12 protein-coding genes are annotated in these 11,638 nt (G+C 70.3%); 7 read left to right on the forward strand and 5 right to left on the reverse strand.

Features of this window, described 5'->3' with window-relative positions:
* Nucleotides 1-92 precede the first annotated feature (92 nt).
* Both J2S57_RS07895 and J2S57_RS07900 read left to right on the forward strand, forming a co-directional pair.
* Nucleotides 93-932, forward strand: a complete 840-nt coding sequence (locus tag J2S57_RS07895; protein ID WP_307239994.1) for a 3-hydroxybutyryl-CoA dehydrogenase — start codon at nt 93-95, stop codon at nt 930-932.
* A 96-nt stretch (nt 933-1,028) separates the two neighbouring features.
* Nucleotides 1,029-2,141, forward strand: coding sequence for a site-2 protease family protein (locus J2S57_RS07900; RefSeq protein WP_307239995.1), 1,113 nt, complete (start codon nt 1,029-1,031; stop codon nt 2,139-2,141).
* 60 nt (nt 2,142-2,201) lie between these two features.
* Here the strand turns inward: J2S57_RS07900 and J2S57_RS07905 are convergent, their stop codons facing one another.
* Nucleotides 2,202-3,278: a sodium:calcium antiporter gene (locus J2S57_RS07905; protein ID WP_307239997.1), complete on the reverse strand. Its 1,077-nt coding sequence runs from the start codon at nt 3,276-3,278 to the stop codon at nt 2,202-2,204.
* A gap of 293 nt (nt 3,279-3,571) precedes the next feature.
* On the opposite strand from J2S57_RS07905, the gene J2S57_RS07910 reads away from it, so the two are divergent.
* Nucleotides 3,572-3,964, forward strand: coding sequence for an SRPBCC family protein (locus J2S57_RS07910; RefSeq protein ID WP_307239999.1), 393 nt, complete (start codon nt 3,572-3,574; stop codon nt 3,962-3,964).
* Between the two features lie 119 nt (nt 3,965-4,083).
* On the opposite strand, the gene J2S57_RS07915 is transcribed toward J2S57_RS07910, so the two are convergent.
* The 3 genes from J2S57_RS07915 to J2S57_RS07925 form a co-directional block, all read right to left on the reverse strand.
* Nucleotides 4,084-4,743, reverse strand: a complete 660-nt coding sequence (locus J2S57_RS07915; RefSeq protein WP_307240002.1) for a response regulator transcription factor — start codon at nt 4,741-4,743, stop codon at nt 4,084-4,086.
* Nucleotides 4,744-4,813: 70 nt separating this feature from the next.
* Nucleotides 4,814-6,526, reverse strand: a complete 1,713-nt coding sequence (locus J2S57_RS07920; protein WP_307240004.1) for a sensor histidine kinase — start codon at nt 6,524-6,526, stop codon at nt 4,814-4,816.
* A 356-nt stretch (nt 6,527-6,882) separates the two neighbouring features.
* Entirely contained in the window at nt 6,883-8,664 is a 1,782-nt protein-coding gene (locus tag J2S57_RS07925; protein WP_307240006.1) for a sensor histidine kinase, read from the reverse strand.
* Between the two features lie 116 nt (nt 8,665-8,780).
* Between J2S57_RS07925 and J2S57_RS07930 the strand changes: the two genes are divergently transcribed.
* Nucleotides 8,781-9,140, forward strand: a complete 360-nt coding sequence (locus tag J2S57_RS07930) for a hypothetical protein (RefSeq protein ID WP_307240009.1) — start codon at nt 8,781-8,783, stop codon at nt 9,138-9,140.
* 66 nt (nt 9,141-9,206) lie between these two features.
* Here J2S57_RS07930 and J2S57_RS07935 read toward each other — a convergent pair whose 3' ends face one another.
* On the reverse strand, nt 9,207-9,584 hold the full coding sequence (locus tag J2S57_RS07935) for a hypothetical protein (protein ID WP_307240011.1): 378 nt from the start codon (nt 9,582-9,584) through the stop codon (nt 9,207-9,209).
* A 111-nt stretch (nt 9,585-9,695) separates the two neighbouring features.
* Here J2S57_RS07935 and J2S57_RS07940 point away from each other — a divergent pair, with 111 nt between their 5' ends.
* The 3 genes from J2S57_RS07940 (at nt 9,696) to J2S57_RS07950 (ending at nt 11,617) form a co-directional block, all read left to right on the forward strand.
* On the forward strand, nt 9,696-10,673 hold the full coding sequence (locus tag J2S57_RS07940) for an expansin EXLX1 family cellulose-binding protein (protein WP_307240013.1): 978 nt from the start codon (nt 9,696-9,698) through the stop codon (nt 10,671-10,673).
* 108 nt (nt 10,674-10,781) lie between these two features.
* Nucleotides 10,782-11,132 (forward strand): ArsR/SmtB family transcription factor, encoded by a 351-nt coding sequence (locus J2S57_RS07945; RefSeq protein WP_307240015.1) that lies wholly within the window; start codon nt 10,782-10,784, stop codon nt 11,130-11,132.
* Nucleotides 11,129-11,617 carry an SRPBCC family protein gene (locus J2S57_RS07950; protein ID WP_307240017.1) on the forward strand — a complete coding sequence of 163 codons (489 nt, stop codon included), beginning with the start codon at nt 11,129-11,131 and terminating at the stop codon, nt 11,615-11,617. Before J2S57_RS07945 ends, J2S57_RS07950 begins: the two co-directional genes overlap by 4 nt.
* Nucleotides 11,618-11,638 lie beyond the last annotated feature (21 nt).

The raw sequence follows: 11,638 nt of genomic DNA on the forward strand, positions 1-11,638 counted from the left end.
CCGGACAGGCCGCGAAGACCGGACAGGCCGCGAAGACCGGACGAAGCTAGCCTCGAACAGCAACGGACGACACGAGCGAAGGTGTGCAGACGATGCGGGTTGGCGTGGTCGGGTGCGGGCTGATGGGCGCGGGCATCGCCGAGGTGTGCGCCCGGGCCGGTCAGGACGTGATCGTGGTCGAGTCCACTCAGGAGCGGGTGGACGCCGGGCGCGACCGGATCGTCAGCTCCCTGCAGCGCGCGCAGAGCAAGGGCAAGATCGAGGCGGCCCAGCCCGCGATCGACCGGATCCGGCTCACCGACGACCTCAACCAGCTCGAAGACCGGGAACTGGTGATCGAGGCGGTCGTCGAGCACGAGCCGACCAAGCTCGACCTGTTCACCCGACTCGACCAGGTCGTCAAGGCGAGTGACGCGATCCTGGCGACCAACACGTCCTCCATCCCGGTCATGAAACTGGCCACCGCCACCCAGCGCCCGGCGAACGTCGTCGGTATCCACTTCTTCAACCCGGTGCCGGTGCTGAGCCTGGTCGAGATCGTGCCCAGCCTGCTCACCTCGCCCGAGACCACCCGCCGGGCGCAGGACTTCGCCGAGCAGAGCCTCGGCAAGCACGCGATCCGCAGCCCCGACCGGGCCGGGTTCATCGTGAACGCGCTGCTGGTCCCGTTCATCCTGTCCGCGGTGCGGATGGTCGAGTCGGGCTTCGCCACCGCCGAGGACGTCGACGAGGGCCTGGTGCGCGGCGCCGCCCACCCGCAGGGTCCGCTGCGGCTGGCCGACCTGATCGGGCTGGACACCACGGCGGCCATCGCGCAGTCGCTGTACGCCGAGTTCAAGGAGCCCCTGTTCGCTCCTCCGCCCCTGCTCAACCGCATGGTCGAGGCCGGTCTGCTGGGTCGCAAGAGCGGCCGCGGGTTCTACGAGTACTGAAAGTTGCCTGGCAATCCCCTGGGCCGACTCGCTCTACGGCCTGTGCTCGGGAGAGCATGGCAGGGTGACACACGAAATCTGCCCGGGAACCCGATCATGAGCCTGAGCGGCCCCACCAGCGGGCCCGTCGAGGGCGGCCGCGCCCTGTTCAAGGGCAAGGTGCTGGGCTTCCCGGTGCACATCGACTGGTCGTTCATCATCATCATGGCGATCCTGGGCTACCTCTCCTCGCCGAGCCTCACCGGCCTGGTGGTCTGGGTCCTGATCACCCCGGTGATGGTGCTGGCCCACGAGCTGGGTCACGCCGTGGTCGCCCGCACCACCGGGGCGAAGCCGGAGATCGCGCTGGCCGGCTTCGGCGGCGTCACCAGCTTCACCCCTCCTCGCGAGCTGAGCCGGGCCCGGTCGATCGCGATCTCGCTGGCCGGCCCCGCGGTCGGCATCGTCATCGGGATCACGCTGCTCTTCCTGAGCCGCACCGTGTGGACCGACATCAGCACCGAATGGGCCTACTGGCTGCTGGAGTTCGGCATCTTCACCTCGCTCGGCTGGAGCGTGCTGAACCTGCTGCCGATCCTGCCGCTCGACGGCGGCCAGGCGATGCGCGAGTTCCTGCCCGGCGACCCGCTGACCCGGCTGCGCCGCGCGGCCTGGGTCTCCCTGGTGGTGGCGCTGCTGGCCGCGGCCGCCGCCTACTACCTGCTCGACGGCCGGATCTTCCTGACGATCTTCCTGCTGTTCTTCGCCGCCAGTAATTTCATGACGGTGCGCGACCTCTCGCGCAACGAGTCGGTCAGCCAGGACGGCCTGCGCGGTCCCCGGCCGGGTCAGTCGCCCGAGACCATGATCGTCGAGATGCTCTGGCGCAACCAGGCCGAGCGCGCCCGTCAGGTGATGCAGTCGCTGCCCGACGGCGTGGCGATCGACCTGGCACTGCACGGCGCGGTGCTGAGCCTGACCGGTGACCCGCAGCAGGGGCACGCACTGCTCGAGCAGGAGACGCAGCGGCGTCCCCAAGACCCGAACCTGGCCGCGATCCTGGCCCTCACGCAGGCCCTGGAACACGACTGGGACGCACTGATCCACACCCTGCAGGGGCCTCTGGGGCCGCACGTGCCGCCGCCGGTGATGGACCGGGCCGTCACCGAGGCGCGGGCCACGGGCCGGGAGGACGTGGCCGGGCGACTCACGGTTCTGCGCACTGCCTGAGATCCCCATGATGGACGCCCACGCGAACGTTCGCGTGGGCGTCCTTCAGTTCGGCGGGTGTCAGGCGAGAATCGGAACCAGACCGATCGCGAACACCACGTAGAACAACCCGGCCACCGCGAGCCGTGCCGGTGTGAGCCTGTGGGCCGCCATGAGCGCGAGCAGATACCCGATCGCGACCATGGTGACGCCGCCCGACCAGGTCAGCGCGTGGTCGAAATGCCAGCTGGTGAACAGCAGACCGAGACCGCTGGGCACGGTGGCCTGGATCATCATCGCACCGGAGATGTTGGCCAGCGCCAGCTTCACCTTGCCCTGGCGCACCCAGATGATCGCGTTCATGATCTCCGGCAGCTCGGTCGCGACCGGTGAGAGCAGCAGCGCCGTCACGGTTCCGGACAGGCCGAGCATCGGGCCGATCGCGTCGAGCTGGTGCACGAAGAGCTGCGAGGCGACGAAGATGACGACCAGCGTGGCTGCCGTCTGGGCCAGAACCGCCCACGTCGCGGGAGATTTCGCGTTCGGCTGGATCTTGAGGGGCTCCAGCTCCTCGTCGTCATCACTCCCGTGACTGTCACCGCCGCCGCTCATCTCCTTCCAGAAGTAGAGCGCGTAGACGGCGAAGAACAGCAGACCGAGCCAGGGCTTGAACGCGAACGCGACCAGGCCGAGCGCGACCTTGAACACGAAGACGCCGAGGAACCACTTCTGGTCACGGGCCAGCCGGGCCATGTCTTCCCGGGTACCGAGAGCGTCTTCACCGGAGAGGCTTTCAGCGGCCGGAGGGCCACCCGCACCCACCAGCTCCCGGCTGATGATGCGCTTGCGGTAGAGCAGCATCACGCCGGTGACGCCGTAGGCGACGGTGGCCAGCGCGAGCGGGCCGCCCATCGCGGCGCCGACGCCGATGTTCTTGGCGTCTTCGGTGGCACCGGTCGTGACGGCCACCAGGGTGACCACGGATTCCGGGAGGGCGGTGCCGAAGGCCGCGAGAATGGTTCCCACGGCCATCTTTCCGACGTTGAGTCGCTGGCCGAGCCATTCCACCGCGTTGACGAACCACTCACACGAGAGATAGATCGCCACCGCGCAGGTGATGAGTAACACGAAGTGCCACACGATGTTTTCCTCAGCCATTTCCGCGTCCGCAGACGGGATCTCGGCTGGCGGGGCGGCCTTGATCCCGATAGCAGACACACTTGTAGCGTGCATCTGTCGGGACCAAAGGTCTCGTCCACCTGCTGCGAGGCAGGTCTCACGACCGGAGGGCCGAAGCTCTCAGTATGTCGATCGTGAGTTCGCGGACTACTCCCCTCCGGAACTCTTCGAGAGTGACACACGTTGATGCGCGGGCGCAATCGCTGAGACACCCATGTGGCCCAGGTGACAGTGAGGTTGAACACCGCCATGCTGGGGCGGGGGTGCACATCATGATGACTCTGAAGCTGACCGCCCGTGGGCCCGTCGATCCGGATCTGGCCTGGCTGCGGTACGTCGAACCACAACGGTGGACGTCGTGGTCGCCTCAGCTGCGCCGCGTCGAGTACGCGCCGCAGCGGCTCGAGTCCGGGACCGGCGGACGCGTCGTCGGGCCGCTGGGCGTCTGGCTGGGATTCTGGGTGGAGGACGTCGACGAGACCGCCCGCACCTGGACCTGGGTGGTGCGGCGAGGACCGGTCTCGGTGGTGCTGCAGCACGGTGTGGAGGCGGCCGGGTCCGGCACCCGCACCTGGCTGGCACTGCGCGGGCCGGCACCGTTGGTGCTGCCCTACGCCCCGGCCGCCCGGATCGCGTTGCGGCGACTGGTCACTCGGCCGGAATGATCCGATCCGTGAACCCGCGAGGACGCCGTGGTGACCTCGGGGAGCGAGGTGACCACGACGTCCTCAAGCCCGTGAGAGCCCGTGAAAAAACCCGTGAAAGAAGCCGCGGGGGAACGGCCCTACGAACCGCTGCTGCCCGCCCGCAACCACGAGAGCACCGCGAGCACGCGCCGGTTGTCGTCCGACCCGGCCGGGATGTCCAGCTTGCCGAAGATGCTGGCCGCGTAGTTCTCCACGGTCTTGTGACTGAGGTTGAGCACCGCCGCGACACCCGCGTTGGAACGCCCCTCGGCCATCTGCCGCAGCACCTGACGCTCGCGCACGGTGAGGGCCGCGAGCGCGTCCTGCCGTCGGGAGTGACCGATGAGACTGTCGACCAGGGTGGCGTCGACGAGGGACTCCCCGGCCGCGAGGCGCACGAGCGCGTCGCGGAGGGTGCCGACGTCGTCGACCCGGTCTTTGAGCATGTAACCGCGGCCCGCGCTGCCGTTGGCGAAGAGCTCGGCGGCGTAGGTGGTCTCGGCGTAGGTGGAGAGGATGAGAACGCCGATGGAGGGGTCGGTCTCGCGGATCTTCGCGGCGGCGTGCAGGCCCTCCCGGGTGAAGGTGGGAGGCATCCGGATATCGAGGATCGCCACCTCGGGCTTCGCCTCGGTGATGCCCTCGACGAGGTCGTCGGCGTTGCCGGCCTCCAGGCAGACCTCCACCCCGACCTGGCCCAGCAGCAGTTTGAGTCCGCCCCGGAAGAGGCTGGAGTCGTCTGCGATCGCGACCCTCACGTGCGCCTCCTGGATGATCCGGTGCCGCCGTGGTGCCCGTTCTTCACTACGCGCCCGCCCCTCACTCGTTTCATCGGTACGGGATCTCCGCCGTCAGCGTGGTCCCTGCCCCCGGTGGGCTCTCGAGCAGCAGCGTTCCCCCGGCTGCCCTGACCCTTTCGTCCAGTCCGCTCAGTCCGGTGCCCGCGGCCAGATCGGCCCCGCCGCGCCCGTCGTCTTCGATGGTCAGCCGCAGCGTCCTGCCGGTGTCGGCGCCGCGGACGTCGATGCGCGAGGCGGCGGCGTGCCGCACCGCGTTGGTGATCGCCTCGGCCGCGACGAAGTACCCGGCGACCTGGGCCGCCATCGGCAGGCCGGGCAGACGGTCGGGCAGGTCGACGGCGACGGTGACCGGCTGGGCCTGGCCGATGCGGCGCACCGCCTCGGCCAGGCCCAGGCGGTCGAGGATCGAGGGGTGCAGCCCGGCGGCGATCTCGCGCAGCTCGGCCACGGTGGCGCGCAGCTGCTCGGCCGCGTAGCCGACGGCGTCCTCGATGCCCTCGACCGGCTCGATGGTGGTGAGCAGGTCTTGCACGCGGCGCAGGGCGCCGTCGTCGAGGTCTTTCTCGAGGGCCTGCCGTTCGGCCAGCTGGGCGGCGACGATGCGGGCGTGGGAGGCGCGCACCAGCTCGAGCTGGGCGCGGGCCTCGACCTGCAGGCGGGCGTTCTCGATGGCCAGGCCGGCGGCCGAGCCGACCGCCTCGACCAGGTCGGGGTAGCGCCAGAGGGCCTGGTCGGCGCGGATGATCGCGAGGCGCGAGCCGTTGGTGGAGGTGATCGGCAGGAGCAGGGCCTCCTCGCCGGTCTCGCCGCCGGGCTCGGCCTTGGTGGCGCCGTGCCGGTCGACGTAGGCACCGATCTCCGCGGCCCAGTAGTGGATCTCGAGGCCGGGGTCGCCGAGCACCTTGCGGAAGGCCTCTTCGAGCCGTTCGGGAGTGCGCTCGACGCGCAGCAGCGGCAGCAGGTCGGCGATCACCACGCTGGCCAGGCGGCGGCGCACGGTGGCGACGACGAACGCGACCGGCACGGTGAGCAGCAGCGTGGTCTGCAGCACCAGGATGTCGTCGAGCAGGTCGCCCCGCACCCCCATGACCTGGGCCAGCGAGCCGCACATGCTGGCGGTGCCGGCGATCGCGGCGGCCCCGGCGACGGGCAGCAGCAGCTTGCGGTCGAGGCCGCGGATGCGCCGGCTGCGGCGCACCCAGAGGATCAGGAAGCCGGTGGCGAGCAGCACCTCGCCGACCGAGGAGACGTAGGCCAGCGTGCGGTGGAAGCCCGGGTCGGACTGCACCGTGGGCCACCAGGCGGCGCCGTGGTCGCGTTCGGCGGCGAGGTCGGAGCTGACCACCACCAGGACGCGGCCGACGAGGACCCAGGCGGTGAGCGAGAACAGGAAGCGGCGCTCGGCGCGGCCGACCGAGGCCGGGTCCGGGTAGCCGAAGATGGCCCAGGCCGCGAGCACCAGGGTGAGGGGCGCGGCGAGGAACGAGACCAGGTGCAGCGGGCCCCGGGTGATCTCCTCGACCCAGCTCAGCGGCCAGACGCAGCCGGCCAGCACGATGGCCCGCCCGGCCGGGCCCTGACCGGGTTCGCGGGCCAGGATCACGCCGACCGCGACCAGGGCCCCGGCGAAGACGACGGTGGGTGCGGCCAGGGCCGGGTTCTTGGCCCAGAGCGAGCTGATGCCGATCGAGGCGACGGCGGTGACCGTGCTGCCGGCCAGCAGCGCCGCGAGCCAGAACACGGGGCGCAGGCGGGCGGCCGGCGAACCCCCGTTACCCCCGGAGGGCGCCGGTGCGGACCCGCGCGACCCGGTGAACCGGGAGGCCATGGCGTTGGCTGACAATCCGTCCCTCGTGCCCGATGCTCACGTGCGCCGACAAGTGCCCCGGACTGAGCGGTTCTGCCCGACACCGGGCGATCCGCCGCTTTCGTCGTCCATTGTTACTGAACAGCATCAGAGAGTATCGGCTGCTCGGCGCAATGACCCCATCCAGGACGGATCTCACGTCTCACAGGGCACTGTGTGACCAGGCGTCTCACCGGCTGCGTGCTCCGGTCCGCTGCCGTAGCGGTGTTCGGGCACAGGGGCGGCTGCGTTCAGGCGCAGGGGATGGCGGCGACCATCAGCGAGCCGCCGCGGGAGAGCGTGGAGAACATGATGTCGCCGCCGAGAGCCCGCACCCGGTCGAGCATCCCGGGCAACTCGGCGTCGAGACGCATCTGCGCCGGGCGCCGCCCGTCGTCCTCCACCTCGATGGTGAGCACACCGTCGGTCTCGTGCCCGCGGATGCTGACCCGGGCCCCGGACTGCTCGGCCGCTCCCTTGAGCGCGGCACAGATCAGGTAGTAGGCCGTCTCCTCGGTGGCGGCCGGGAAACGCCCGGCGGGCAGGTCGGCGTCGACCACCAGGGGCTGCTGCTGGGCCATCGCCTCGATCGCCGCCGACAACCCGGCCTGGCTCAGCACCGCCGGGTGGATGCCGCGGGCCAGGTCGCGCAGTTCGTTCAGGGCCAGCGCGATCTGATGGCTCATGCTGCGCAGCCGTTCCCGCGAGGAGTCGCTGAGGTCGGGCGAGTCCGAGGCCGCGAGCACCAGCCGCAGGGCGAGGAGCCGCTGCTGGGCGCCGTCGTGCAGGTCGCGCTCGACCCGGCGGCGCTCGGCCACCCCGGCCTGCACCGCCTGCATGCGCACCTGCCGCACCTGGCTGAGCCGGCCCAGCACCGCGGCCTGCAACTGCGCGTTCTCCAGGGCCAGGCCACTGGCGGCGAGCGCGTTGGAGACCACGTGCGGATGCCGGCGCAGCACCGCATCGGCGTCGATGACGGCGAGCGGGCCGCCGGCCGGGGCGGTGACGACGAGCTCGAGCCGGTCACCGCCGGACTGGTCGACGGGCTCGTCGATGGGGGTGCCGGTGACGTCGACGTAGGCGTTGAGGTCGGGCGCCCAGTAGCGCACGCGGAGGGTGGCGTCGCGCAGGGCGGTGCGCAGCGCTGTCTGCACGGCCTCGGGGGTGGGGCGGCGTTGCACCTGCTGGATCAGGGTGAGCACGGCGTTGTCGGCGAGGCGCCGGCGCACCACGCTGACCAGGAAGGCGAGGGGCACGACGGCGAGAACGGCGGGCTGGAAGGCGTACACCGTGTCCATCCGGGTGCCGCTCAGGCCGAACAGCCGGGCCACCGGCACGGCGGCCGCGGCCAGCCCGGCGGCGGGTGCGGCCAGGGCCATCGGGGCGAGCAGTTCCCGGTCGAGGCCGCGCATCCGGCGGATCCGCACCATCCACAGCAGCAGGAACCCGGCCACCAGCAGGACCTGGACGGTCTGCATGACCTCGCCGATCGCGTCGTGCAGGGCACGGTCGGCGTGCAGGGTGATCCAGAGGGTGCCCGGGTCGTAGTCCTTCCACTCGGGGCGCATGGTGACGGTCTCGGCGAGGATCCCGCCGATCACGGTGACGGCCAGTACCCGCACGAAGACCCGCTCCACGCGGTTCATCAGGGCCGGATCCGGGTAGCGGAACATGGCCCAGACGGCGAGCGAGAGCGCCACGTAACTGGAGATGCCGGAGACCAGCGGGAACGGGCTGACCCGCCACTCCTCGCTCCAGCCGAGGGCCCAGAACTGCCCGGCGAGCACCAGCAGCACGGCGGTGCGGCGGTGGCCGGGTTCGCTCCACAGGATGGCCCCGGCACCGCTGAACATCGCGGTGAAGAGGATGCTGCCCGCGGCGACCTCGGGGTACTCACGCCAGAGGGGGCCGAAGACGAACGCACCGAGGAGTGTGAGGGCACCGGTGACGGCCAGGGTGTGCGACCACTGGCGGCTCGGCGAGAGCGGTGGTGGACGTTGCTGGGACGTCGGCGCCAGAGACGTCGTCCTCACCGTATTCACCCTGATGGCCTACAAAGATTCGGACAAGAGGGATATCCCCTGTTTCGATCCTGTTGAATCCGGCCGGGGTTGTTGTCGGTGCCGCCCCGGACTGTCAGCCTGTGCGCATGCCCAGCCTGCGCGGTCCGGGGATCGACGACCGCTTCGACTCCACGGATCTGGAAGACGTCCGCGACCGAGTGGTGGTGCCCGTTCTGGACGGGTTGCTCCGACCGGGTGAACTGGAGGCGGCCGACGTGGCCCGCGGCCCGGGCCAGGAGATCCGGCTGGCCGTGACGGCCCGCGGCCAGACCTGGAACTCGGGCTTCTGGTTCGGCGCCGATCCCGAGGAGACACTCGGCGAGGTGGCCTACTACCTGGCCGACCGGCTCGAGGACTGGATCTGCTCGGACGTGGCCTGGGGCGAGCAGCGGATCGCGGACATCCGGATCCCGGCGCGCCGCGGCCCGGCTCGCCGGAGCGCCTGACCCCACCACCCGGTTCACCAGCCCAACCTAATACGTACCTGCGCCTTTTGCCGCGAATGGGCAGACTCAGTCGCGGTAGCGGAACCCGTCGAGGAAGCGCCGGAACACGCCCCCCTGCCTCGGGAGCGGTGCGGCCGGGACCGGTGCGGTGCGGCGCTGCGTGGCCACGGGCTGGTCGTAGTCGGTGCGGGCGATCGCGTCGACGACCTGCTCCTCGGTGAAATCGTCGGAGCCCGGGATCGACGGCACGAACCCGACCAGTACACCGTCGCGCATGACCTGGGCCTCCAGCCCGGCCGAGCCGTCGGTGTCCCAGATCGCCTCGCGGCCGCCGGGGATCTTGATCCAGAGGCCGAACTGGTAGACCCCGGCCTTCTCCATGCGCGCGTCGATGCCTCGATCCCGCAGCGCGTCGACCACGCGCCGGGCCCGGTTCTCTTCCATGCGCCCACGAAACCCCGGATTCCTGGGAAGTGGCTGTGCGCCGCCTGCGAAGACCTTTCTTAACCCGGACAGAAGGTACGCCTGACGTCGCGGCACCCAGACTCCCCGAACGTGTCGCGAAAGAAGATGGATGCCCGGGCCGCTGCGGCCCTCGTCGCCTTCGCCGTGGTGGCGGTGACCGGCGGTGTGTTCTACGCCCGCTCCGGTTCCGACGCCGGTCAGGCCCAGCTGGTGCTGTCGCGACCCGATGTCGCCATCGCCACGCAGAGCGCCCAGGCGCCCGACGACGCGCCCGACAGCGGCGCCGACCCCACCACGTCCCCCTCCGCATCCGTCTCCCCCTCGGCGAAACCGAGACCGAAGCCGAAGAAGACGGCCGAGAAAGAAGAACCGCTGACCGCGGCGGCGACGTCGCCGACGAAGAAGGCGGCCGCCCCGAAGAAGGCCGCCTCGAGCAGCAAGGTCGCGGCCGACACCTCCGGCGACCGCATCGTGTTCGGCCAGACCTACGACGGCATCGCCACCTTCTACGGCGCGACCGGCGCGGGCAACTGCTCCTACGACCCCACCACCGACCTGATGGTGGCCGCGATGAACGAGCAGGACTACCAGGGCTCCCAGGCCTGCGGCGCCTACGTCGACGTCACCGGGCCGGCGGGCAACACCGTGCGGGTCAAGATCGTCGACCGCTGCCCGGAGTGCCGGCCGGGCCACATCGACCTCTCCGCCCAGGCTTTCGCCAAGCTGGCCGAGCCGGTCGAGGGCCGCATCGACATCACCTGGAAGATGGTGAGCCCCAGCCTGTCCGGGCCGGTGAAGTACGTGTACAAGGAAGGCAGCACCCAGTGGTGGTGCGGCATCCAGGTGCGTGACCACCGCAACCCGATCCGCAAGGTCGAGCTCAAGGGCCCCAACGGCTGGATCACTCTCGACCGGCAGATGTACAACTACTTCCTCTCCGCGAACGGCGAGGGTTGCGGCGGAACGGTCCGGATCACCGACATCCAGGGCAATCAGCTCACCGACAGCGGCATTTCGATCAAACCGCTGGTCGAGCAGAGCGGCGCGGGCCAGTTGCCGGCCGCCTGAAAACCTCGGGGAGGACGCGCCGGTCACCTTCGACCCGAAAGGTGCCACCGGCGCGTCCCCCATTTTGCGGGTGTTGACGTATGCCTATATCGGAATACGATGAGTGGCATGGCCCGCGCCGCGACGACGACCGATGCGTTCAGCGCCGTGGCCGAGCCGCGCCGGCGACAGCTCCTGCTGCTGCTGGCCCGGGGGGAACTGCCGGTGAACGACCTGGTCGGGATGACCGACCTGGCCCAGCCGGTGGTGTCGAAACATCTGCGGGTACTGCGCGAAGTGGGTCTGGTGACGGCGCGGGACGAGGGACGGCAACGGCTCTACCGCCTGAATCCCGAGGGCCTGCAACCGATCCACGACTGGCTGGCGTCGTTCGAGCGGCTCTGGCAGGGGCGGTTCTCCGCCCTGGACGACGTCCTCGCGGAACTCGAGGCCGAATCCGAGAAGGGGCAGGGGACATGACATCTTCCACGAGCACCGGCACCGCGGTGGTGACGCTCCCGAGCGACACCACCATCCTGATCACCCGCGAGTTCAACGCACCGAAAAGCCTGGTGTGGCGCGCCTACACCGAGCCCGAGCTGATCAAGCGCTGGTGGGCCGGCGAGAAGGGTGAGGTCACCCTGGTCGAGTCGGACTTCCGGGTGGGCGGGCGCTGGCGCCAGGTGATGGTGGCCGGGCCCGGTTTCGAGGTCGGCTTCAACGGCGAGTTCCGCGAGATCGTCGACCTCGAGAAGATCGTCTGCACCGAGACTTTCGAGGGAATGCCCGACGCCTACTCGGTCAACACCATCACCTTCGCCGAGTCCGGCGGCCGCACCACGCTGACGATGCTCATCGAGCACACCGAGGCCGCGCACCGCGACGCGCACATCGACTCGGGCATGGAAGAGGGCATGCAGGGGTCGATGGACGCGCTCGAGCGGGTGGCGGCCGGCCTGCGGTAGAAGGCTTCTCGGACGGCCTCG

The organism is Kineosporia succinea (genome assembly GCF_030811555.1).
GTDB lineage: Bacteria > Actinomycetota > Actinomycetes > Actinomycetales > Kineosporiaceae > Kineosporia > Kineosporia succinea.